The 24,182-nt window shown below is 48.7% G+C and carries 23 protein-coding genes and 1 riboswitch; of the genes, 7 read left to right on the forward strand and 16 right to left on the reverse strand.

Annotated elements, in window-relative coordinates; translation table 11 throughout:
- Window positions 1–55 precede the first annotated feature (55 nt).
- Together DYH48_RS16280 and DYH48_RS16285 are read right to left on the reverse strand one after the other, a co-directional pair.
- The gene (locus DYH48_RS16280) at window positions 56–319 is read right to left on the reverse strand and encodes a hypothetical protein (protein ID WP_115335350.1); all 264 of its coding nucleotides are present in this window, start codon (window positions 317–319) and stop codon (window positions 56–58) included.
- Between the two features lie 109 nt (window positions 320–428).
- On the reverse strand, window positions 429–1,691 hold the full coding sequence (locus DYH48_RS16285) for an efflux RND transporter periplasmic adaptor subunit (RefSeq protein ID WP_115335351.1): 1,263 nt from the start codon (window positions 1,689–1,691) through the stop codon (window positions 429–431).
- Between the two features lie 375 nt (window positions 1,692–2,066).
- On the opposite strand from DYH48_RS16285, the gene pyrC reads away from it, so the two are divergent.
- The 4 genes from pyrC (at window position 2,067) to DYH48_RS16305 (ending at window position 6,304) form a co-directional block, all read left to right on the forward strand.
- A complete protein-coding gene (gene pyrC / locus DYH48_RS16290) occupies window positions 2,067–3,098 on the forward strand; it encodes a dihydroorotase (protein WP_115335352.1) in 1,032 nt (343 codons plus the stop codon).
- A 103-nt stretch (window positions 3,099–3,201) separates the two neighbouring features.
- Window positions 3,202–4,248: a hypothetical protein gene (locus tag DYH48_RS16295; protein ID WP_115335353.1), complete on the forward strand. Its 1,047-nt coding sequence runs from the start codon at window positions 3,202–3,204 to the stop codon at window positions 4,246–4,248.
- A 107-nt stretch (window positions 4,249–4,355) separates the two neighbouring features.
- Window positions 4,356–4,757 (forward strand): nuclear transport factor 2 family protein, encoded by a 402-nt coding sequence (locus DYH48_RS16300; RefSeq protein WP_218565655.1) that lies wholly within the window; start codon window positions 4,356–4,358, stop codon window positions 4,755–4,757.
- A 632-nt stretch (window positions 4,758–5,389) separates the two neighbouring features.
- Entirely contained in the window at window positions 5,390–6,304 is a 915-nt protein-coding gene (locus tag DYH48_RS16305) for an FRG domain-containing protein (RefSeq protein WP_227257032.1), read from the forward strand.
- Between the two features lie 535 nt (window positions 6,305–6,839).
- On the opposite strand, the gene DYH48_RS16310 is transcribed toward DYH48_RS16305, so the two are convergent.
- Window positions 6,840–7,298, reverse strand: coding sequence for a GNAT family N-acetyltransferase (locus tag DYH48_RS16310; RefSeq protein ID WP_115335355.1), 459 nt, complete (start codon window positions 7,296–7,298; stop codon window positions 6,840–6,842).
- Between the two features lie 117 nt (window positions 7,299–7,415).
- Here DYH48_RS16310 and pdxR point away from each other — a divergent pair, with 117 nt between their 5' ends.
- Window positions 7,416–8,873 carry a MocR-like pyridoxine biosynthesis transcription factor PdxR gene (pdxR, locus tag DYH48_RS16315; protein WP_115335356.1) on the forward strand — a complete coding sequence of 486 codons (1,458 nt, stop codon included), beginning with the start codon at window positions 7,416–7,418 and terminating at the stop codon, window positions 8,871–8,873.
- Between the two features lie 9 nt (window positions 8,874–8,882).
- On the opposite strand, the gene DYH48_RS16320 is transcribed toward pdxR, so the two are convergent.
- The 3 genes from DYH48_RS16320 to DYH48_RS16330 all read right to left on the reverse strand — a co-directional run bounded on the left by DYH48_RS16320 (window position 8,883) and on the right by DYH48_RS16330 (window position 10,479).
- Entirely contained in the window at window positions 8,883–9,266 is a 384-nt protein-coding gene (locus DYH48_RS16320; protein ID WP_006085871.1) for an MAPEG family protein, read from the reverse strand.
- Between the two features lie 200 nt (window positions 9,267–9,466).
- Window positions 9,467–9,862 (reverse strand): GNAT family N-acetyltransferase, encoded by a 396-nt coding sequence (locus tag DYH48_RS16325; RefSeq protein ID WP_115335357.1) that lies wholly within the window; start codon window positions 9,860–9,862, stop codon window positions 9,467–9,469.
- A gap of 98 nt (window positions 9,863–9,960) precedes the next feature.
- Window positions 9,961–10,479, reverse strand: coding sequence for a P-loop nucleotide/nucleoside kinase family protein (locus tag DYH48_RS16330; protein WP_115335358.1), 519 nt, complete (start codon window positions 10,477–10,479; stop codon window positions 9,961–9,963).
- Window positions 10,480–11,007: 528 nt separating this feature from the next.
- Here DYH48_RS16330 and DYH48_RS16335 point away from each other — a divergent pair.
- Together DYH48_RS16335 and DYH48_RS16340 are read left to right on the forward strand one after the other, a co-directional pair.
- Window positions 11,008–12,123 (forward strand): glycerol dehydrogenase, encoded by a 1,116-nt coding sequence (locus tag DYH48_RS16335; protein WP_115335359.1) that lies wholly within the window; start codon window positions 11,008–11,010, stop codon window positions 12,121–12,123.
- Window positions 12,124–12,259: 136 nt separating this feature from the next.
- On the forward strand, window positions 12,260–13,651 hold the full coding sequence (locus DYH48_RS16340; protein ID WP_115335360.1) for an NAD-dependent succinate-semialdehyde dehydrogenase: 1,392 nt from the start codon (window positions 12,260–12,262) through the stop codon (window positions 13,649–13,651).
- 63 nt (window positions 13,652–13,714) lie between these two features.
- On the opposite strand, the gene DYH48_RS16345 is transcribed toward DYH48_RS16340, so the two are convergent.
- The 10 genes from DYH48_RS16345 to DYH48_RS16390 all read right to left on the reverse strand — a co-directional run bounded on the left by DYH48_RS16345 (window position 13,715) and on the right by DYH48_RS16390 (window position 24,102).
- Window positions 13,715–14,542 (reverse strand): cobalamin-binding protein, encoded by an 828-nt coding sequence (locus DYH48_RS16345; protein WP_115335361.1) that lies wholly within the window; start codon window positions 14,540–14,542, stop codon window positions 13,715–13,717.
- Window positions 14,543–14,565: 23 nt separating this feature from the next.
- Window positions 14,566–15,600, reverse strand: coding sequence for a T6SS phospholipase effector Tle1-like catalytic domain-containing protein (locus DYH48_RS16350; protein ID WP_063883764.1), 1,035 nt, complete (start codon window positions 15,598–15,600; stop codon window positions 14,566–14,568).
- A 124-nt stretch (window positions 15,601–15,724) separates the two neighbouring features.
- Window positions 15,725–16,348 (reverse strand): cob(I)yrinic acid a,c-diamide adenosyltransferase, encoded by a 624-nt coding sequence (gene cobO, locus DYH48_RS16355; protein WP_006085878.1) that lies wholly within the window; start codon window positions 16,346–16,348, stop codon window positions 15,725–15,727.
- Between the two features lie 59 nt (window positions 16,349–16,407).
- Window positions 16,408–18,039, reverse strand: coding sequence for a cobyric acid synthase (locus DYH48_RS16360; RefSeq protein WP_172481201.1), 1,632 nt, complete (start codon window positions 18,037–18,039; stop codon window positions 16,408–16,410).
- A gap of 74 nt (window positions 18,040–18,113) precedes the next feature.
- Window positions 18,114–18,734: a bifunctional adenosylcobinamide kinase/adenosylcobinamide-phosphate guanylyltransferase gene (gene cobU, locus DYH48_RS16365; RefSeq protein WP_115335362.1), complete on the reverse strand. Its 621-nt coding sequence runs from the start codon at window positions 18,732–18,734 to the stop codon at window positions 18,114–18,116.
- On the reverse strand, window positions 18,731–19,519 hold the full coding sequence (locus tag DYH48_RS16370; protein WP_006082834.1) for an adenosylcobinamide-GDP ribazoletransferase: 789 nt from the start codon (window positions 19,517–19,519) through the stop codon (window positions 18,731–18,733). Before DYH48_RS16370 ends, cobU begins: the two co-directional genes overlap by 4 nt.
- A gap of 106 nt (window positions 19,520–19,625) precedes the next feature.
- Complete coding sequence (cobT, locus tag DYH48_RS16375; RefSeq protein WP_115335363.1) at window positions 19,626–20,708, reverse strand: nicotinate-nucleotide--dimethylbenzimidazole phosphoribosyltransferase; 1,083 nt, start codon at window positions 20,706–20,708, stop codon at window positions 19,626–19,628.
- A 172-nt stretch (window positions 20,709–20,880) separates the two neighbouring features.
- Window positions 20,881–21,936, reverse strand: a complete 1,056-nt coding sequence (locus tag DYH48_RS16380) for a FecCD family ABC transporter permease (protein WP_006085882.1) — start codon at window positions 21,934–21,936, stop codon at window positions 20,881–20,883.
- Window positions 21,937–22,006: 70 nt separating this feature from the next.
- On the reverse strand, window positions 22,007–22,900 hold the full coding sequence (locus DYH48_RS16385) for an ABC transporter ATP-binding protein (RefSeq protein WP_115336155.1): 894 nt from the start codon (window positions 22,898–22,900) through the stop codon (window positions 22,007–22,009).
- Between the two features lie 100 nt (window positions 22,901–23,000).
- Window positions 23,001–23,166: riboswitch (cobalamin riboswitch) on the reverse strand.
- Between the two features lie 204 nt (window positions 23,167–23,370).
- A complete protein-coding gene (locus tag DYH48_RS16390) occupies window positions 23,371–24,102 on the reverse strand; it encodes a histidine phosphatase family protein (RefSeq protein ID WP_115335365.1) in 732 nt (243 codons plus the stop codon).
- Window positions 24,103–24,182: the final 80 nt, after the last annotated feature.

The following is a 24,182-nucleotide window of genomic DNA, read 5'->3' on the forward strand; positions in this document are numbered from 1 at the left end:
AATAATCAAATCAATTTTACGCTGCATCTAAACGACTCGATGCATGGCAGCGTCATCAGCCGAAAAATGGCTCAACGACAGACTCTACAAGCCACACAAAAACGCCCAATATAAGGTCGGCACTTTCGACCGAAACCTCACCCACTTGGCGAACCTCATCCAAAGGATTGGTCCATTCCAGCGCATTCAGTCCAAGGAAAAACCAGCTATTGGCTTCACCGATACTCAACTCCACCGCGACCACCAGTAGCAGTAAGGCCAACACGCCAAACATTTTTGATGACATCAACATGCTGAAATCAAATTGTGTATCACGCATATTCGGCTCCTATTCTTGTCCATGTCGCAGCAGGTTTCGTCATTCACCTTGATCACTGCGCTGTTAAATTCATCAGATTGGTTATTTAGTAATTTACGAATATCGGTCATCAATGAATCCTGACCTGTTCGGTGTGATTAAAGGGCTCGACACTGGATATCACCCACTCGTCTCCGGCTTTGCCGCCATCCAGCACTTCGACTTGGCTCAGGCTTGTACTGCCGAGTTTGATCGCGCGGCGGCTGGCTAGATCGCCCTCAATTTGGTACACCACATCGCCACCGCCGCTGGTCATAAAGGCGCCGCGTTTCACCATCAACACATCGGGTCTGTGCTCTAACAAGACTCGGGCGGAGATACGTTGGTTCTGACGCAGTTTCAAGCTGTTATCTTGAACGAACTGCACTCTTGCGGTCACTTCACGGTTACGTACTTCGGGGGAGATGGACGATAACTTGCCCATTAACTTCACGCTGCCGAAACTGAGCTCAACTTCCATCCCTAAACCCAAATCGTCGGCGTAGGACTCTGGCACAGCAAGTTCGGCCTCATAGGCACTTAAATCCACAACGGTTAGAATCGGTTGATTAGCGCTAAGACGGGTTTTCTGCTCGGTGATCCAGTTGCCGATAATGCCGCCCACGGGGGCTTTGATATTCAGGGCCTCAACTTGGCGTTCGAGTTCATGCACCGCAAGGGTTTGGCGCTCGACTTCTAATGCTTTGTTTTTAACTTCAAAGGTTAGGGTGTCTTTTGTTAGCGCGACTTCCTGCTCGGCATGGGCAAACTTGAGTTTAGCCTTGTGTAATTCGTCTTTGCCTTTTTCGTAATCGATTTCGCTGATCAGCTTATTTTTAATTAACAACTCACCCCGGCGACGTTCTCTGTTGGCGGCTTCTAGGTCAACCGCGGCCATGTCTAAGGTTTGATTCACTTGCAGTTGACCGCGTCTGGCGTCTAACTTGGCGCGCTCTAACGCACTCTGCATTCCCGCCAAAATCGACTTAGCCTGCTCCAACTGATTGGATAATCTTGGGCTATCGAGTTTGGCAACCACATCGCCTTTATTGACGCTATCGCCAGGGTTACTCAGCAGAGTGACTGTGCCTTCCTCTGTGCTATACAAAATAGGCGCATTCGCCGCCACAATTTTACCTGTGGTCGCAACATCACGGGTTAACGTTCCAACAAAGAGTGTTGCGGTAGTGATGTCGCTGCGGCTTAAGGATTTGCTCACGCTATCTGTGCCCAAGCTCGCCCACACTAAGGCGCTGACTAATAAGGCGCAACCGCCGATCAACAGAGGTAACTTAAGACGTTTAGTGGTCGATGGCACAAGTACAGTATCTTGGCCGCTAGTATCTTTAATCATGGCTTTACTCGCTTCCCTGTCGGAATCATCAGTGCCGAAGCGCAATCAACGGACACTATTGGAAATCTATACCACAGAGAAAGCAAAGCCTATGCCAAACCAGTAAAAACATTATTATTCAAAATGTTAACTTGAGATCACTGATAAAAGTGTCCGCGGACACTGGAAGTTAAATCGAAAAGTGTCCGCAGCAGATTAAGCAAAAGTGTCCGATGCTAAAAACAGTGACATAGCGCGAGCCACGCAGCTAAGCGCTTCAATTACATGTCCTAACAGATTTATTGGCCGAAACTACCGAGTTTCCCTTTACAGTAAAATCCTTGCCACATAAGATCCTGCCACCTCGCAGCAAAAACAATCAAAAGACCAAACCCTATGACCACAATAACAATCACTCGCCCAGACGACTGGCATATTCATTTAAGAGACGGCGCCCAGCTAAAAGATACCGTGCGCGACATCAGCCGCTATATGGGCCGCGCCATCGTCATGCCAAACTTAGTGCCCCCCGCTATCGATACCGAAACCGCACTGACTTATTACGACCGCATTAAAGCGCAGGTGCCAGCGGGCTCACTATTCGAACCTTTGATGGTGTTGTATTTAACCGACAAAACCAGCCCAGATGAAATCCGCAAAGCCAAAACTACGGGTAAAATTGTTGCCGCTAAACTCTACCCTGCGGGCGCGACGACCAACTCGGATTCTGGCGTCACCGATTTGAAGAACATCTACCCAGCCCTCGAAGCCATGCAAGAAGTCGGCATGCTGTTTTTAGTGCACGGTGAAGTCACGGATTCATCGATTGATATTTTCGACCGCGAGCGCGTTTTTATCGAAAATATCCTCAGCAAAATCGTCGCCGATTTCCCAGAACTTAAAATCGTGCTTGAACATATCACCACTAAGGATGCGGTCGATTTTGTCACCCAAGCCTCTGATAATGTGGCCGCGACTATTACAGCCCACCATTTGCTGTATAACCGCAACCACATGCTGGCTGGCGGTATTCGCCCACATTTTTACTGCCTACCGATTTTAAAACGCAATACCCACCAGCAGGCGTTATTGGCCGCTGCAGCAAGCGGTAGCAAGAAGTTCTTCTTAGGCACAGATTCGGCGCCCCACGCTAAAGATAAGAAAGAAGCCGCATGTGGCTGCGCGGGTTCGTACACGGCCCATGCCGCAATTGAGCTGTATGCCGAAGCCTTCGAATCGGTGAATGCACTGGATAAACTCGAAGCGTTCGCCAGCTTCAATGGCCCAGACTTTTACAATCTGCCACGTAACGCCGACACGATCACCCTAGTGAAAAAACCATGGAATGTCCCTGCAACTTACCCGCTGGGCGACACTAACGTAGTGCCGATTCGTGCAGGCGAAGCCATTGATTGGCAGGTTGAGTAAGCCTTAAGTCTTTTACATCAGGTCGCCTACGGGCGACCTTTTTTACACCCTAGGTTCATTTTGATTTTCAATCCAACTTATTACCTTTTAAGAGAAAATATGTATGCAAACAAGGATGTTATTCTCGGTTTTATCCTCAAGCCTGTTGCTTGCTTCTACGCTCCCATTACATTCCTTTGCGGCCAATGAACTGACGGGGAGCTGGCAGGGACAATTAGGCAAAAGCAAAGTCAGAGTCTGCTTTAATCAATATGGAACAGGCAGTTATTACTATCAACGCTACTTAACGCCGATAAGGCTCGAGCAGCAAGATGAACTGTGGAAAGAAGAAGGCAACACGGGAAACTGGCAGTTTGATACTGTCACGCCACAAAAACTGAGCGGCCATTGGTTTAAAGATAGCGCGAGTAAATCGTTCCCCGTACAACTTGAGCGAGCAATCAGCCCAGATGATGTAGAAGATTGCGGCGCCGATGCCTATAACCTGCCACTAGAAACAAGGCCTAAACTCAGCCGAGGGAAATGGCAAAACTATGAAAATATTGAGTATCGCCCGCTGACGTTCGGAACAGATGTGGGTATCGAATTTAAAGGCCCACAAACGGGGATCTTGGCAATTAATCAATGGCTTGAACATAAGCTCACCGATGAAGCCCAACTAGCACAAACCTTTGACACCCGCCGCAGAATGCTGGCACAAATGGGCAGTTTTGTGACTGACGAAACCTTTGCCGAGCCGATTTTTATTAATAAGCATTGGCTCAGTGTGCGCCTATATCGCTGGGCCGCAGGTTATGGCGCTAATGGTATCAGCCAAGAATTTGTCAGCTTCTCCCTTAGCGATGGCAAACCTTTCCACCCGTGGCAATGGTTTTTCGCCGACACCAAACCGCAAAGCATGCTCGATGGTATGAGCCATCCTTTACCCCAAGCATTAAGGGAAAAATTGTTTGCAGGTAAAGAGTTAGATCCAGAATGTCCCTCATCAGACGGCTCGGGATATTATCAGCTCACCCTTGAGGCAAAGACCATCAAATTCTGGGAAACACCCCGCGGCGATGGATGCGAACAGGAGTTTGTCCTGAGTCCGCAGGAGGCGATGCCTTTCGCCACCCAATGGGGACAAACACAGCTTAAGCTGTTGGAATAGTATACTTAACTGAGAAAATACTAGAGGAAAAGAAAGTTGTCATGGTGATGATAGTAGCGCAATGATAGTAGCGCGACGGCAAGCGATCTTTCCCTCCCTACACAGTAATGCATTTCGAGCTAATTCATTTCAGTAAGGAATCATCCTTGAGCAATTTAACCGCAAAAATAGCGACACCCGAAGCCTTAGTGCAAGCCCAGCTTGAAGCCTACAACCAGCGCGATCTCGCTACTTTTGTCGCCCAGTTTAGTGATGATGTGTGCATCTATCGTCCACCCGCAACAGCGCCCGTCATCCAAGGTAAAGCCGCTTTTAGTGACTACTATCAGAATGAACGCTTTAACCTGCCCAACTTACATGCCGAAATAGTCAGCCGTATGGTGGTGGGCAATAAAGTCGTCGATCACGAACGCATCAGCGGGATTAGGGATGAACCCTTTGAAGTAATGGTGGTGTTTGAAGTTAATAATGGATTGATTCAAGCCATGTGGAGTTTTGCAACCAATTGATTGGTTGGGTTGGTTGATAATCAAGCTCCGCTTGACCAACGTCGTGGGGCTTCACCCCTGATTTGTTAATCAAGAGTCGACCAAGAGGGAATTAACAGCAATCCCCTCTTTAAGGGTGATTAGTGCTTTATCTGTTATGCATAGAATTAATCACTTTCATTCCAGTGACACGCCATAAACTCGTCCCTGAGGGCTCGACGACGGCATCCATGCCGCCAACGGTCACTTACATGTAAGTGATTAATTTCGCCAACACTCGAGTATGTCTGTAGCTAAATGACTCATATCTCCGTAAACACCTTAGTAACCAGTATCATACGCCCAGTAAAAGTCACCTAACTGCTCAGATGGCATATCCATGTGCCCCCGAGCCTGCGCCATCATCCATGATGTCGCCACGGCATTTTTATCTGCGTATTTCGACAACTTCGCAGGGAGTAGCGTACTCCTGTAGTTCAAGATAGTGACAACTCATCTTAATAATCAAAAGAAGTTGCACCAGAACCATCTTTTTGCAAAGCTCGGTTGTCGAGTTCTATGAGTAAACTCATCGTATTTCTTATTAAATAGCCAAGTTTAGGAGTTACAAATTGTCGAACTCGGATACAGAAGACCAGCAAGTAATATCGTGTGTGGCTGATGCCATTAAATTAGCAAAGGCAGAAACTTCAAATAACTCTAAGAAATGGTGGTTTAGGGGACAATCTAACGCCCGCCACAATCTTGTACCTAGTTTATTTAGGCCAATAGACGGCAAATATTATGATGAGAACATGCTCATCGATGGGTTTGTAAGGATGCATCCAGAAGCAAGAGAACGTCATACCGATGTTTTGGAGCTTCTTACTTATGCCCAGCACTATGGCTTACCGACAAGACTTCTCGATTGGACGGAAAATGTATTAGTTGCTCTTTATTTTGCATGCTCAACAGAAAATAACCTTGATGGTAAACTCTTTTTTTTACCCGATTTTGTAGACGATATATTTGATTTCGATTATTACAACTTTGATTTTGGTAAAATATTTCTCACTAAATTAATAGAATATAATGATGCAGATGACTTTGAAAATATATTTAAACAGGCCGCATCTTACATCCGCGAAGATCATCTTAAATTCTTAAATGACCAGCTTTTATTTAATGAATTACGTTTTGATGATTTTTTAGCATTAGAGAGAAAGTATCACGGTCCATTATCGAATAAAGGAGTCAATTTAAGTTTTAACACCGAAGGCAGTGGAACAGGCCGTTTAATAAAACATGCTGGATTCATGTACACACCAAAACGCCTTAACAAACGATTAGTCACACAACAAGGTTGCTTTACCTGCCATACAGGTAAAATATTGTATAACCAACAATATGTTAAAGTTAACGATGAATTTGATAAATTTTCACGTTCCTTCATTATCCCAGCTAAGTTTAAGGAAGATATATTAAATGAACTTAAATATTGCGGAATATACGAAGCAACTTTATTTCCTGAGCTTGAATATCAAACAAAACATATTAAAAGTTATTCACTGTTTGAACAGAAGTGGTAATTCTAGCTAACTAATATTTTGCAACTTTCTAAATTAATAAACTGAACTTATAGAGTTTTAATGCCTTAATGATTTACCAATAACACCAGAGTCAAAGGAGTACACCATCCCCTCGGAGTTGCCGCAGGGCGAATAGGCAAATTGCGTGAGTCCAGCCATGGATGGCTGGCTAGCTTTCGCAGGTGCAGGGACGCATCCTTCGGAAGCGATAGCAAATTTGCCAATGAGCACAAGGGGCTTTCAACTCCGTAGGGGGCGTCATGGAGCATCCAAGGAGGATAGGACGAGCAGTCCTCCTTGGTCGGGTGTGGGGTGAAGCCCCACGACTTTGATTTTTCTAAGTGAAATACATAAATCACATGGATTTCAGCGGATTGATAACGCCCTCCACAACATGGAATTTAAGGCGATAGAAAAGGTATTGAAAGACAACCCAAAGTCATAGATATCTAATCCTAATGCTGAAAGCCTTTAGCATTAGGATTCGGATTCAATTGTTAGCACATCAAGCGGCAGATAATAGATGCCGCGGCAGCTAGAGTGGCATTTGATACTCAATCATGCCGGACTTTTGGCCAATCCAATCATAGAGTTTTTGCGCTGTGTGGTTCGTCTCATGTGTATGCCAATACAAGCGTGCACAGTCTCGCTCATTTGCCGCTTGCTGAACAAACTCAATCAGTTGCTTACCAACAAGCTTGCCCCTTGCTGCTGGGGCGACAAACAGATCTTCAAGGTAGCAGTACTCAGTTTCCGCCCAAGTGGAACGATGAAATACAAAGTGCACAAAGCCAAGCAGGTTTTCGCCCTCCCTCGCAACGGCGCAATAAAGGGGTTCTTGACGATCAAAAAACCGATGCCAAGTGGTTTGGGTGATCGCCTCCGAAAGTGCCACTTTGTAAAAGGTCTGGTAATCACGCCAGTGTGGTAACCAGAGTGAAAAGTCTGTTTCTTTAACCTGTTCAATGGTTACGGTTGGTGGTGGGTTGGACATAGGCTCGCTCCTTGGAAATGAATATTGTCATCAGATTTGCTGAAACCGGATTCTAGATTCAATTGCGGTACCACATAAGGTACACTTTTTGTATTTTTTACAGTACCAGTTTGGCTTATGAAAAAATCACAATCTAACTTCCCTCATTTGCAACTCAAGGATGGCATCCTCAAAGACCAGCTTTACCATGCATTTAGAGAGGCGATTCTCGATGGACGCTTGCATCCTAGAATGAAGCTGCCCTCCAGCAGAGCCTTGTCGGAAACTATGCAAATTTCGCGGAACTCAGTACTGCAAGGGTTTGATCGCCTAATTGATGAAGGCTACCTGCTGACTAAGCCAGGTTCGGGCACCTATGTGTCTGATACGATTCCCGACGAACTGATCGCTATCCCAAACCGCAGTGATGTCAGCGTTCAAGCCTTTGATTCTACATTGGAACTCTATCCACAGTTGCTGGAGATGGCGCGACTGAGGGACAAGGGAAATACCCGCCACAGCATGTTCAACATTGGCGTGGGATGTGTTGATCTTTTCCCGCACCAACTTTGGGGTCGCCTGTTAGGCAGAGTCTGGCGACAATCGCGTAAAAACTTGGGGAAACATAGCCATAGTGCTGGGCATTTACCATTGCGCGAAGCGATCAGTGACTATGCCCGTTCAACCCGAGGGCTAAATTGCACGCCCGAGCAAATCATCATAGTCAATGGCACTCAGCAAGCCATTAATCTCACGGCACAGGTACTGCTACAACAGGGAGATGAAGTCTGGCTCGATGACCCCGGATACGATGGCGCCTTAGGCGCTTTTCTCTCGCAAAATCTGCAAGTCCGCCCAGTTAGCCTTGATGATGAAGGCACAAAAATAGCCGAGGCGATACAGCAATGGCCCTCAGTGAAACTGGCTTTTACCGCACCTTCGCATCAGTTCCCCCTCGGCGGAACGCTTAGTCTGCCACGGCGATTAGCCTTACTCGATTGGGCCGCTGAGCAGAATAAGTGGATTTTAGAAGATGACTATAATAGCGAGTTTCGTTATAGCGCCCGCCCGATACAGGCATTGCAGGGACTCGATAAACAACAGCGGGTGATCTACGCAGGCACCTTTTCCAAGATGTTATTACCAGAGCTACGACTCGGCTTTCTCGTCGTTCCGCCTAAACTGGTGAACGCCTTTAACCTTGCCAAACATTACGCCGACTCGCACACGGCTTACCTCGAACAAGCCACATTGGCGCTGTTTATCGCAGAGGGACATTACGCCCGGCATGTACGGCGAGTTCGAAAAGCTTGTTTAGCGCGCCAAACGGCGTTAATCACTGCAATTGAGCAGTATCTGCCCGACAAATTGTCAGTTCAGATCTCAGATTCAGGGATTCACCTCGTGTGTTGGCTAAAAGACGGCTTGACCGAAGACGAAGTAATCAATAAATGCCGCCAACTCAGTTTAGGGGCGCAGCCTTTGTCTCGGTATTGCCAAACGCGCTATCCAAGGCAAGCGATCTTACTGGGTTACGCAGCCCATACGCCCGATGAGCTGGGGGGAAATATTAAAAAACTCGCCCAGAGCCTTTAATATCAAGCATTAAAAAGCCTGAAAGAAAATCCCGAAGGCGCTAAAGATAGCGACAAACCATGAGAGGGATCGTAGGGTGCCTTTATTGGCAAGGTATAAGATGTGGTACACGAAGCGTGCGGCGACATGGGTGATTGCCAACCACTCAGCAGTGGGGTTTACTTTACCCGTGGCGATAACCACTAATACCGCCAGACCAAACACTAACAGGGATTCGAAGGCATTTTGATGCCCTGCTAAGGCGCGAGCACCAAAACCGGTTAACTGTGCTTGCTGGGCGCGGGGATGATTATTATCATAACCGCCCGCCTTAGCCATCGCCCAAGCGACGGGGCCTTTCGCCAGATACGGCAATAACATGGCGACAAATAGGCAAATAAGTAAAGTATTCATAGGTTAAGCTTCCTTTGATTGTTGTTCGAGTTCTGTTATTCAAGCTCTGCTGTTTAAGTTCTACTGTTTTAGTTCTACTGTTTTAGTTCTGCTGTTTTAGCTCTGCGACTGTGAGTACTGCTGTTTAAGCTCTACAGCGACGAGTCCTGTTACGAGTGCCGCTACGAGAACTCTAGTTAAAAGTGTATGGGTTAACAGCGTTATTTCACTATATACATGCCTTCACTTGCGGGGCTGCTGAATTTAAAGCCAAACTTTTCATAGAGTTCAGGCACATCGGCCATCAGGGTAATATAGGCGCCTTCAAAAGCCTCACGATCTAGATAGGCCATAATGTGCTGCATAATCAGCCGTCCTAAGCCTTTGCCTTGGTGCTCAGGATCGACCGCAATATCGACAATTTCAAAGTTCAGTGCGCCGTCGCCAACCACACGTCCCATACCCACAGTTTGATCGGCAAGCTTTATCTGCACGCCATATAAACTCCTAGGTAAGGCCTTAATAGCGCCCGCCATTGGCCGAGGACTTAACCCCGAAATCTGCCGTAAACGGATAAAATCATTGGCTGAGGCAACGTCTTCAAGCACTTGATACATGATATTCCCTATTGTTTTTATTCTGTCACTTGCTTCTGTAACTAAGCTTCAGTCACTAAGCTTTCAATCGCTTGGCTTTCAATCAATTTTTCAATCACTTAGCTTTCAATCACCTCAAGATCAAAGCCTTCATCCATAGTCGGCGGCTGAAAATAACCGCTCACATGCCAGAACATCGCCTCGGTATCGAACATAGCGCGCTCAGGGTGGCTTTGTCTGCGTTTATCGAGTTGGCTCAAACAAAGCGCGTCGCTGTGATTAAGATGCATCAACTTATGGGCGGCGCCACAATCGGTAAAAATGCTGCGAAACCACAGGCGTTGATTCACGGTATTCGCGGGAAAGTCCATCACCACAGATACACCCGAACAGAGCAGTTCCTGCACATGCTTTTTAAGCAAGGGCTTAAGACGAGCGGAATACTTCAGGTAAGTATCAAAATCATTAATTTCATCGGCATACAGCGCCGCCAGCCATTCATCTTCCGAGATTAAAATGCGGTTTTCGGCCTCGGCGAGTTGTCGCGATAAGGTGGATTTACCTGCGCCCATTTTGCCACAGAGGAATATTAATGTGCCTTTACTGACCTCTTGCCCTAACGCATTTTGCTCTGTCATCTTCACTCCTTGATTACTTATCTTTTATCTCAGCTAACGATTGCATCTAGCGAGGACACAAATTAACGACAGTAGAGAGCATCACATAAAGCATGAACAGCGAGCAAGGCTTAGGGCGGGTTTGAGGTAATAAATTCCCATTACATTAATGACTATGCTGTGTTTCCAAGGCAGGCGTTTCCGCTATTCACACAATCCAGTTTTAGCTTTCATGACTTGATTAGATACCTTATATCGCTTCGCCCACTCAGTCTTAAATCAGCTCGCCCGCTCAGTCTTACATCTCTTCACCAACTGAGTTCGCCTCGCTCTCTGAGCCCTCGCCGCTGCCTTAAACCAGAAAGCCCCCAAGTATTTAACTCGACTAATAAAATAATAAACCACATTTTTAATCTAATAATTAAGCACTAAAGTAGTAATTTACGCTGCATAATAAAAATATTACAACCACTCATGCTGCGACGATAAATTAAGCGTATGCTAGGGTAAGCATGAAAGGATAACCGTCATAAGTGCAAAGGAGGCTCTATGAGCACTGTCGTTCCGCGTACCGTCACTTCCCCTAAAAAATTCATTATCGGCAAGGGCTTATTAGCTCAAATGCATGATTATGTTAAGGACTTTGGTGACAATGCTTTTATCATCTGCGATGAATTTATCCTCAGCCGAGTTGAGAATGAAGCGGTCGCAGGGCTGGATCAAAATGGGATCAGCAACCATCTCGAAAAATTCAACTATGAGTGCTGCGAAGCCGAGATAAAGCGCTTAGGTGCGCTGGCAGAGCAGCATCATACCAATGTAATTGTTGGAGTTGGCGGGGGTAAAACCTTAGATGCCGCCAAAGCCGTCGCCTTCTATCAAAAACGGCCAGTGGTGCTCTACCCAACCATAGCTTCAACCGATGCACCATGTACGGCACTTGCCGTGATCTATTCCGAAACCGGTGAGTTTGAACGCTATCTGTTTCTGCCACAAAATCCTGATGCTGTTGTTGCCGACACAGCCATTATCGCCGCTGCTCCCGCCCGATTCTTTGCAGCAGGCATAGGCGATGCTCTGGCCACTTACTTTGAAGCCCGCGCCTGTTATCAGTCCGATGGTGTCAATCTCGTATTGAAAAAACCTTCCCGCACTGGGCTGGGATTAGCGCAGCTTTGCTATCAACTACTGACTGAAAATGTTGAAGCCGCTATGGATGCGGTGAGAAACAAAATAGTCACTCCCGCACTTGAGCAAACCATTGAAGCGACGATTTATCTCAGTGGTGTCGGGGCCGAAGCGGGCGGATTAGCCGCAGCCCATGCTGTGAACAATGGTATGTCGGCGGTAGCTGACCTACATAAAGCCCAACACGGCGAGAAAGTGGTGTTTGGCTTGCTCACCCAGCTAGTGCTAGAAAATGCCCCCAAAGTCGAAATAGATAACGTCATTCACATCATCAAAACTGCGGGACTGCCGCTCACGCTCGCCGATTTGGGGCTAAAAACCTTTGTCGAAGCAGAGTGGCGCAAAGTGGCTGAGATTGCCTGCGCAGAGGGCGACACTATGGGCAATATGCCGATGAAATTAACCGCAGATGATATCTATCAAGCCATGATAGCCGCCAATGCCATGGCTGAACGCTATAAAAAGCTTGCGGTTTAAAGCTCATCAATCAACCCCTTGCCTCACCGCTATGGTCAGCAAGATGGCAAGGGAGATGACAACAGACACGATATTTCCACCCTCAATGCCAAGAGTTGGCATTTACTCTCTATTCGTTGAACGCTTGGAGGAACATATGGCTTATGCAACGATCAATCCCTTTACGGGAGAGCTAGTTAAAGAATTTCCAAATGCAACAGATACCGAAGTCACGCAGGCGATAGAATCCGCCCATCAGGCATTTTTAAGCTGGCGAACTACGCCTTTTGCCGACAAGGCCGCCGTACTCACTAAAGCCGCTCACATCCTCAGAGACAGCAAGCCTGCTTACGCTAAATTGCTGACATTAGAAATGGGCAAAGTTACCGCAGAAGCTGAGGCAGAAGTCGAACTGTCGGCGCAAATTTTCGAATACTACGCCGAACATGCCGAGCGATTGTTAGCCCCGCAAAAACTGCCCGTTGCCGATCCCGCCGAAGGTGAAGCTATACTGGTTAACGAGCCGCTGGGCGTATTACTGGCCATCGAACCTTGGAACTTCCCTTACTACCAAATTGCTCGCATCCTCGCGCCCCAGCTTGCTGCCGGCAATACCCTACTGCTCAAGCATGCGTCTAATGTGCCCCAGTGCGCCGCCGCTTTTGAAGGTCTAATGCGCGATGCTGGATTACCCGCAGGCGCATTCCAAAACCTGTACGCCACCCGAGAACAAATAGGGCAGATCATCAACTCACCCAAAGTGCATGGGGTCGCCCTCACAGGCTCAGAAGATGCGGGATCGCACATTGCGGCTCAGGCCGGTAAGGCGCTGAAAAAGTCCACCCTCGAACTGGGTGGCGCTGATGCTTTTATCGTACTTGAAGACGCCGAGCTCCCCAAAACCATCGACTGGGCTGTATTTGGTCGTCATTGGAATGCGGGTCAGGTCTGCACCTCATCTAAGCGGATGATCTTAGTTGAAGCCATTTACGATGAATTTATGCAAGGCTATATCAAAGGAATCGAAGCGTTAAAAGCGGGCGATCCTATGGATCCCACCACCACGCTGGCACCGCTGTCTTCCCAAGGCGCCGCCGATGAGTTGAAGCAGAAAATCCGTGATGCCGTGAAACACGGCGCAACCGCGACCGAAGTGGGGCCAAAAGTGCCGCAGCAAGGCGCCTTTGTGCAGCCAACAATACTGACAAACCTGACGCCAGATAACCCCGCCTACTATTGGGAATTCTTCGGTCCTGTGTCCAGTATCCACAAAGTGAAGGATGAGCAAGCAGCGATTGCCGTCGCCAATGACTCACCCTTTGGACTGGGTGGCTCAGTGTTTACCGCCGATACTAAACGCGGGCTGGCGGTCGCTAAGCAGGTTTCCACTGGCATGATGTTTGTTAATCATCCGACTATGGTCAAGGCCGATTTGCCCTTTGGTGGCGTGCGCCGCTCAGGTTATGGCCGCGAGTTGATTGATTTAGGATTGAAAGAGTTTGTAAACCACAAGCTGATTGATGTGGTCGATATAAACGCACCTTTCTAACTCCTTAAACAATAGCGACATCGGACTAAACGCCTGACGGAATAATCTGTCAGGCGTTTTTATTTAACGCGCTTTATCCAAGGCATCACATAGGGCTTGAACGCCGAGTAACGCTCTGGGCGTCGCACGGTGTAATAAATCGGCATTGAGCTGATAAATATGCTGATTTTTAACGGCGGGAATTTCGGGCCATTGGCTCCAATCGACACCTTTAACATTGCCTTCCTCTTGGCTTTGCAAAATCACCTCGGGCAAGGTCAGCAACACATTTTCTAAACTCACCTGCGGGTAATCACTGGCGGCATCGTAAAATACATTTTGGCCATGGCAGACACTGAGGATTTGTTGGATCCAACTGTTTTTAGAAACCGTCATTAATGGTGTCGACCAGAGTTGATAAAACACTTTAGGCTCTGATTTACTGGCATTCTCAGTCCGTAAACGGATAAGTTCGGCGCGATACGCAGCAGCGGCCTTACTCGCCTCTTCAACGTGGCCAGTTAATTTACCTAGCTCTTCCAGTTCCTTGGCAACCCCTTCTAAGGTTTTGGGATCGCTACCATATAGGTTAAAACCCAGAGCCTTAAGTTGATTGATGTCTTCGGCTTTATTGCCCGTATCCCACACCACAATCAGATCGGGATTAAGCTCCATCACCCGCTCCATTTGAATGCCATAGTAACCGCCAATACGCGGGATTTTTTTGGCCGCCTCGGGATAATCCGCATAATCGGTTGCGGCCACTATGGCATCGCCCGCGCCTATGGCGTAGAGCATTTCTACCGCGTGGGGCGAGAGCGCAATAATGCGTTTAGCGGGATCGGCCAACACACTGTGGGGAAGAAACAAGCTGAGCCCAAAAACGAGTCCAACTAAGTGTCGCTTAATCATGATATGCCTTAATTTTTAAAGAGTTAAACTAGCTGCTCTGGCCAGCCATAGTGTTCGATATAGGTTTGTAGATTCTTGGGGCGATACTTAGGATCTTGATCCCAGCGGGCCTTGACCGAATGATGCAAAAGCACAGGGACTAATGCAGGATCGAGTGGCCGTAAATATTCCTGTTTTATCCGATAAAAGCTGCGCCTCGAATCATGCAAGGTGGCTAACGGACTCGGATGCACACTCGCGGCTAAGTGTGGCTCTAAGCTTAAATCAAATTTCTGCGCCTCGGATATCATCCACAGCAGCGCATTGTCCGACAGCAATGCGCCGTCTTTATCGGGTTTATAACTGCCGCCAATATTGCTATGGGCACCCGCAAACCACACCTGTTGCATATCCATATTGTCGCGCAGTTGCCAGATGGTGGGCTCAAAATCGCTGCGGTGTTCGTCTATGGCTAAGGCATGGCGGGCAACGCGCACATTGCGGCCGATTTTAGTGTCGTAAAACTCATCTTTATCTTCGAACAAACCTAAAAACGAGATAGGGATCCCCATAGCGCCAACGGTATCCCACACGCCAACAAACTTGATGTCCCGCGATTCATGGCTGTATCTAGCTCTAAATTCGAGGGATTTTTCGCCGTCAGGGGCAAAGGGCGCACTGCTTTTTTTATAGTGGTCGAAGGCTTGCTGAATCAATGCCGCATCGGGGCGTTTGAGTATGCCGCAGTTATTAATTAAGCCACACAGGCAACGCACTGTGTAAGCACCACGACTAAAGCCAAAGAGATAAATCTCGTCGCCGGGAGAATAGTTTTGCACTATGTAGCGATACCCATCCATGATGTTTTTATGCAAACCGCGCCCTGTTGCGCCGCCCATGGCTTCATCGTAATAGGAACCGACACCCCAATCGTAAAACACTTGCTGGGGTTTGCCGTCACTGGCCAAGGGGCTAATCGCACGCGCGAGGCGCAGCACATTGGTAGGGAAATCGACCTTAAGATCTTTCTCGGGCCGATTCCAAGTCCCATCGGCACAAATCACGATACGCTTATTCATAGGATCATCCTTGAGAACACTTTGAACGTTGAACGGTTAGCGACTAACAGCTAGTTGTGGCTAAAGGCCTAGCTGCCAGCCAATAACAGATCGTCGCTTATGCGCCGACTTTTACCAAGTTCGATTAGTAATCAAAACCTTGCTGCGCCTTGATACCCGCTTCGAATGCGTGTTTCAACGGCTGCACTTCGCTGACCGTATCTGCAAGCTCGATAATCGCTCGGTGGCAAGCACGGCCCGTAATAATCACATGCTGCATCGGTGGGCGATTTTTAAGTGCGCTAAGCACACGTTCCACATCCAGATAGTGATAGCTCACCATGTAAGTCAGCTCATCCAGCATCAAGCAGTCAATCGACTCATCTTGCAGCAGCTTTTCAGCGGCTTCCCAAGCGAGCACAGCGGCGGCGGTATCCTTTTCTTTATCTTGGGTTTCCCAGGTAAAACCTGTACCCATTACATGAAACTCAACTCCGGCGCCTTCGAGTAAGTTACGCTCACCGCACTCCCAGGTACCTTTGATAAATTGCACAACCGCGGCTTTTTTACCGTGACCGACGGCGCGGGCCACTGTGCCAAAACCTGAGGTCGACTTGCCTTTACCGTTACCAGTTAATACCAGCAAAATCCCCTTTTCTTCTTGGGCGGCGGCAATTTTAGCATCCACACCGGCTTTCACTTTTTGTTGGCGAGCCTTGTGGCGTTCGGCCTTGATTTGCGCTTGTTCATTGTCGTTCTGTGCTGTCATGGTCTTCTCTTCACTCTGCTGCTAAAAATGTCTGCTTTTAAAACTTATGCTTCTAAAACTTATGCTTCTAAAATTGGCTGTAATTTTTGCATATCTAAATGCTCGGCTAACACATCGGCTAAACGCTCGAGTTGCTGCTCACGTATTTGATTGATATCTATCGCCTGAGCATCGCTTAATCCCGCCCAGCGCAAAATCAGCTGACAGGCATCCGGACTATCAAATAGCCCATGTAAATAAGTACCTAAGATTTGCCCGTCATCGCTTTGCAGGCCATCGGCAAAACTCATCGCTGGCGCTGTTAAGGATGTCGATTCTGGGATTAACTGCAAGGGCGCATTCGTTTGTTCAAGCCTAGGGATAAGATAACGTGATTCGCCGCAGTGGATTTCATAGCCCTTCACTGCAACCTTTTGCCCAAGTAACGTTAGCTCACCGCTCACCCGCCGTAACTGTTTATCGGCTTTCAGTTCTGTGCTCAATGGTAAGTAGCCAAGTCCTTCGGTATCGCCCGCACTGTCTTCAATCCCTAAGGGATCGGCAATGCTTTGACCTAACATTTGATAGCCGCCGCAAATACCAAGCACTTTGCCGCCGTAACGCAGGTGTGTGGCGATATCCTTATCCCAACCTTGCTGGCGTAAAAAGGCCAAATCGGCGCGCACATTCTTACTGCCGGGTAAGATCAATAAATCGGCAGCGGGTAAATGAGTGGCGTGACTCGCGGCTTGGGTTTGCAATGACACATAGTCAAAATCGATATCGGGATGCAACCGCAGCGGATCAAAATCCGTGTGATTACTGATCCTTGGGTACACTAATACCCGCACTTTTAAGCGGCTGTTAGCGCCTTTAGTCGGCGAGCTTATCAGCGCATCTTCGGCATCGAGATGTAAATCATGCAGATAAGGCAACACGCCTAAAACAGGCTTGTTCGTATAAGCTTCAAGCCAATCGAGCCCTGATTGCAACAGGCTAATATCGCCACGGAAACGGTTGATCACAAAGCCCTTTACCCGCGCCTGTTCAGACTCAGATAACAGCGCCAGCGTCCCGACCAAATGGGCAAATACGCCGCCCTTGTCGATATCGGCAATGATGATCACAGGGCAATCTACGGCTTCGGCAAATCCCATGTTGGCAATATCGCCCTCGCGCAGATTGATCTCCGCTGGGCTGCCCGCGCCTTCCACCACTATGGTTTGATACTGGCCACTTAATCGCTCGAAGGATTCCAGCACAGCACCGAGCGCCATTGCCTTGTAATCCTTAGATTTAGGCCCAAAAAAGGCCGAGGCTTCCAGCGTCGTTAGGGCTTTGCCGTGAACGATAATTTGCGCGCCCGTGTCCGAGCTAGGTTTAAGCAGAATAGGATTAAAATCGGTATGGGGCTCAAGATAACTGGCCACGGCTTGCAACGCCTGTGCGCGGCCAATCTCGCCGCCATCAATAGTCACAGCGCTATTGAGCGCCATATTTTGCGGCTTAAAGGGCGCAACCTTTACACCCTCTCGGGCGAGCAAACGACAAATCCCCGCCACTAAGGTGCTCTTACCCGCATCGGATGTTGTGCCCTGCACCATCAAGACTTTTGCGCGCCGAGGCGAATTAACAGCAGGATTCATAACAACGGTATTAGCGGTATCGAGTGCATTGGCACAGCCTGTGTTGTCTGTGTTTGGAGAGGGCATAGGGTTAAAAACTTATTCTAGTTTGCAGGGATAAAGATAAAAGCTCAGTCTAAATATCACTTAACTGATTTAGATTAAAGTGGTTTGAGTGCTAAGGGTAAACCCGCAACCACTAAGGTGACATTGTCAGCTAAGGCGGCAACGGCTTGGTTTAACCAGCCCGCTTCATCAACAAATTGTCGGCTCAACTCACCTAAGGGCACGATACCAGAACCGACTTCGTTACTGATCAACACCACCACACCTTCGAGCTCGGCAAGTGAATCCACAAAAGCGCTTTTCTCCGCCTGCCAACTCGCCAAAGCTTCATCGTTAGAGATTGAACTGGCAGACGGTATAAAGTCTGTCGCATGCCACTCTGTCTGCGCCGGTTCATCATCAATCTTGGCGCTGGATGCGAGTAATTGATTGGTTAACCAAAGGGTTAAACAGTCCACTAAAATCACTCGCCCAGGTTTTGCTAAGCGTTTTAACAGTGCCGTAAGGGCGAGCGACTCTTCAAACAATTGCCATTCGATACCATCGTCCGTTCGTCCCACTTGATGTTTGGCGATACGGGTCGCCATTTCATCATCCAGCGCCTGCGCCGTGGCCACATAGCAGGCATCGAAGCCGAGCGCTGTGTACTGGCGCACTAAGGCTTCACCGTAGCGACTCTTACCGCTACGGGCGCCGCCTAGGACGAGGTGGATCACAGTATGTTACCTACAACGAGCAATACAAAATAACACACGATTTCAGCTATTTGCTGCGCCGCGCCTAAGGTATCGCCCGTGTAACCGCCAATCTGGCGTCTAAAGATCACTATGATCAAACGGCGCAGTCCTATCATCACTAACAGCAATGACAGTGCCGCTAACCCCTTGAGGAATAACAACACTAATACGCCGCTGGCGATCAGGATAAGCAGCTCATTAATGCCTTGATGTTGCGATAGCGGCTTAGACTTACTGGTCTCGTCATCGCGGACATATTTTTCACTAAAGATGATGCTGGCTGATACCACGCGGCTGACTGTGTGCGCGACGATAAGCGCCGAGCCCGCGACCACAGGATCGTACAGCGCCAACTCGACTAACAACTGCCATTTCAGCAGCAGGGCCAACATCAACGCCAGTGCGCCATAACTGCCAAGGCGCGAGTCCTTCATGATCCGTAGCTTGTCTTCCGCCGTCCAACCACCGCCAAAACCGTCGAAGGTATCGGCTAGGCCATCCTCGTGAAATCCGCCCGTGAGCAAGACGCCAACCAACATAGCTAACAGCACAGAGACGCCGGCGGGGAGCCAGTTCTGCGTCAGCCAAAATACAATGGCACTTAACAGGCCGACCAAAAGACCGACGAGACCGAAATAACGGCTGGCCTTATTCAACTTATCACTATCGACTTCGACCCACTTAGGCATAGGAATGCGGGTAAAATAGCCCATGGCAACTAAAAACAAATCTATCTCTTTGTGCCAGCTTTCGCGTTCTGACATAAAGCATCCTTAGTGAATTAACACTTGCTGCAAGGTTTAAGATTAAAACGGTTGGCTAAAAAGTTATTATTTTAAATAAGTAAAATAAGCGACTTAGCAGAGCACATCATACAACAGCCTCAATCCCCGCATCACTAAAACTCGCCATTTGATTGTAAAAATTTACAGAGGCTTGAATAAGCGGCAACGCCAAAGCTGCGCCCGTACCTTCGCCTAATCTTAGCCCGAGGGATAATAAAGGTTTCGCCTGCAAAAACTCTAACATCCGCTGATGGCCTTGCTCGTCTGACTGGTGGGCAAAAATCAAATAATCATGCACATTAGGGGCGATTTGCACCGCAACTAATGCCGCAGCTGTCGCGATAAAACCGTCCACAACCACCAGCATTTTGCGCTCGGCAGCCGCTAACATAGCCCCCGTCATCTGCACAATTTCAAAGCCACCTAGGCAAGCTAACACTGATTTTGGCCCATTTAAGGCACTTTGATGCAGCAATAACGCCAGTTCAATCAGCATGAGTTTACGTTCTAAGGTTTCGCTATTAATGCCCGTGCCACGGCCGACACAATCAATCACATCAAGCTGCATGATCGCCGCCATAATGGCTGCCGCAGCCGAGGTATTGCCTATGCCCATTTCGCCAAAGGCGACTAAGTTACAACCTGCTTGATGGTGACGTTCAATCAAATCGCGCGCCATCGCAAAGCCTTTATCGACGGTTTCCAGCGCCATTGCGGGCTCTAAATGAATCGCCCCAGTGCCCGCGCCAAGACGTTGATCGATAATGCCTTCAACCCCTTCGACTGGCGTTAAAATACCGCAATCGATCACTTCGAGCCTAAAACCCACCTGCCGACAAAAAACGTTAATCGCCGCGCCGCCATGGGCAAAGTTTTGCACCATTTGGCGCGTCACTTCGCTAGGGGCTATCGACACGCCTTCAGCGGCAATACCATGATCACCCGCAAACACTAACATGGTTGGATGAACAATTTTCAGCACAGTATTTTGTGGCTGATCCGTTTGTTGTGAATCAGTCGCTTGCACTCGGGCAATCTGTAAGGCTAAGGATTCGAGCTGACCTAAGGCGCCGGGCGGCTTAGTCTTAAGATCAATTTTCTGCTGGATCAATGGATCCTGCGTTTTACTCACAGGGCTGATTTGAAAAGACACGGCTGACTGAGACATCCACACTCCACTTATTATCTTAAATAACCACAACGCATCCTGCGCCTATGACTAATGACTAACATGTCCAATTTTGCATTTCCAATCGCGGGGCAGATATCAACAAAAATGCTGATTATCCCGCCAGTCTGCGCTTGCTAGATGACTCTAGGATTACGTTCTGACTAGGTGCTTACGCCATGACTCTGCGTTTACGCAAAATCAGCAAAAAGAACATGCTACCTATGGCCGCCGTGATAATCCCCACGGGCAACTCTTGATTGCCCAATAAACAGCGCGCCAGCACATCAATCCACACCATAAATAATCCACCCACCAGCGCCGTTAATAGAATCGGCTGACGACCGGGAAACAGCATGCGCACTGTGTGGGGGATCATCAAACCGACAAACCCAATACCGCCGCAGGTGGCAACCAAAATCGCGGTAATCAAGGAGCAGAGCAGCAGCATATTGAGTCGCAACTTAGGCACATTCACCCCTAAGGTATGCGCCGTTTCATCCCCCGCTTGCAACGCCATGATCTGCCGTTTCATGCCTAAAATAATGAACAAACTCGCGCCAATCACCAGTGTCGGCAGCACTAATAAGGACCAACTGGCCTTGGCGAAACTGCCTAAACTCCAAAACAGCACAGAAGCCGTCGCCTGCGGACTGGCGAAATACAACAACAGACTCGTTAGCGCGCCGAACATAAAGGAGGTCGCCACGCCTGAGAGCAACATGCGCTCCACTTGGCTATTGAGCCCAAGGCCAGACAAGGCCAGCACTATCAGTACCGACAAACTGGCGCCAATAAAAGCGCCGAAGGGCAAGCTAAACCAAAGCAAACCCGACAAGGCGCCCGAGCCACTAAAAATCCCCGAGTTCGCCGCCATACCCGCATTCTCAAAAAATCCAGAGCCCGTGAATAGCGTCAACATCACCACAGCGCCAAAGGACGCGCCTGAGCTAATGCCAAACAGATAAGGGTCGGCCAGCGGATTGCGGGTCACGGTTTGCAGCACACTGCCCGCCAAGGACAAACCCGCACCCGCCACAAAGGCCAGCAAAATACGCGGCAGTCTGAGCTCCATCACGATGCGCTCCGTCATGCCATTGGCTTGAGTGAGGTTGGCCATTTTATTGATAAACACTTGGATAACATCCATAAAACTGATGTTCGCCGCGCCAAAACTCGTGGCGGCAATGGGGGTTATCAAAGTGATTATGCCTAATGCGACCAGCATCAGTTTTTGTCTCGTCAAAGGTGTCACGATACGCCCCAAATGTGAGATGAAATGCTGTTTACTCCCTGAATCATCCGCCCTCGCCTCGCTCAGCCAAAGTTTCAGCCATGTTGTGCGTCGAATCATGGTAGCCATAGAAGTAGCTGATTAAGGGCTTTTTATGTTGTGGATGGGTCGACACCTGAGCGCACACGCCGAACACATCACCAATTCGCGCCTCGGTTAATACCTCGGTTGGCGTGCCCATAGCGCTGACTTCACCGTTATGGATCAACAATAAACTGTCGCACAGGGCGCTGGCTAAATTGAGATCGTGAATAGAGGCAATCACGCTGATGCCAAGGCTACGCACTAATTCGAGGATTTGGATTTGATAACGCACATCGAGGTGGTTGGTTGGCTCATCGAGGATCAACAGTTGCGGCTGCTGCACTATGGCGCGGGCGATCAAGGCACGCTGCTTTTCACCGCCAGATAAGTGCTCGTACTGTTGATGCATTTTATGACTGAGGCCGACTTTCTCTAAGGCTTTGGCAATGCGCTCGCCATCACAGCTCGAATTGGTATCGAACATGCCCTTATGCGGCGTTAAGCCCATGCTCACCAATTGCTCTGTGGTTAGGTCAAAATAATGCGGCGTGTCTTGCTGCACTACTGCGACGCGGCAGGCAAACGCCTTGGGCGACAAACGCTCAATATCTTGATCAAACAAGGTAATTTTGCCCTGAGTCGGGCGAACAAACCGATACAAACAGCGTAGCAAGCTAGACTTACCCGCACCGTTAGGCCCAATCAAACCCAACATCTGCCCCGTTGACAGCGCAAAGTTAATATTGGAAAGAATGGTTTTGCCATCGATACACCAGCTTAACTGGCTGACATCGAGCGCGACCGTCTGGCTCGCTGATGGGCGAGTGTCGCTGTCATTCAAAGCATGGCTCGTTTGGATGGCAGAGAGTTTCACCAAAGTGGTGCTCCTAGCGAGTCCAAACCTGAATAAAAAAAGGTTGTGCACATTGTCATCGGCTCCCTCGAGTCACCCGCTCGAGAACTAAGGCTGCACGCAGCGATAACAGAAATAGGCAGGTCTCCTGACTCGTCACTTTTTGTATTGAAAACAATATAAAAAGTCACTCACAGTTGCGGGCACAGTTCGGGCTGACTGACAAGCAGCTCCCCGATTCCCTATTATGTTGAGATTGATTTCAAGCCTTTGCAGCGTGTCTAGGCAATAGTTGCCACAGAACACACTCGCACCACTCAAAACTCCCAACACCTATTTCTGTGACGTCAGCCGATACACTGCCACCAGCCTTGCAAGGCCGTGTGTATCGGGTAACGTCAGGAAAAAGCATTATCCTATATTTGCCTTAATTGGCAATCGACAATCACGCTGCTAAGACAAGAAAAATCTTCACCTTAGGGCAACGCGGATCACTCGCAGCGTCCGCTCGGCCAATCTAAACGCCAGTAACAAACGCCGTGTTCATCTTGCAGCACATTAATGCTCACCACGGCCGCCACGGGTAAATCGAGTTGACTGTAAAATCCCACCGCCCGTTCAACCCCAAGGGCGCGCGCCATTAAGTGACGGATCACTCCGCCGTGGGTCACCACCCATACTTTGGCAGCCAGTTCGCCCGCAGCCACGCTCACTCCCAGACTCGCTCCCACAGCCTGCTCGGCGTTATCTGAGTCGACGGTCAATCGTTCAAACTCGGCGGCGAGTATCTGGTCAATTGCGCCATTCACCCGCGACTCGAAGCTTGCCATAGTCTCACCATTGGGCGGCGGCGTTTGCCAAGGGTTTTGCCAATAGGCAGCTAAGCTTTCGCCCTCTTGCTGATAAAGCTCATCGAGCCGACGACCGTCCCAATCGCCAAAGTCGATTTCCTGTAAAACCGACAAAAACTGCGCCTGCAATGGCCTTGGCTCAGATATCAATGCCGCCGTCGAATGCAGCTCGGCGGCAAAGGCTTGGGCAAATTCGCCGCAGCGGCGTGAAGTCGAACTATAAATCGCGCTGCAGGTACTTGCCTGCGCCTCAACAGCAGCCGACATTTGCTGCCAGCCCTTTTCGCTTAAAGGCACATCCACACGGCCGCGTAAAATGGCGCCGCCTTCACACTCGCCGTGGCGTAACAATAACAATCGAACTTGTTTCATCGTATTCCTATGTCTATCACTCATGGCAAATTTTGTTGAAAACCCACATTAGACCCGTCGTCCTATATACTCAATTACGC

The organism is Shewanella baltica (genome assembly GCF_900456975.1).
Classification (GTDB): domain Bacteria; phylum Pseudomonadota; class Gammaproteobacteria; order Enterobacterales; family Shewanellaceae; genus Shewanella; species Shewanella baltica.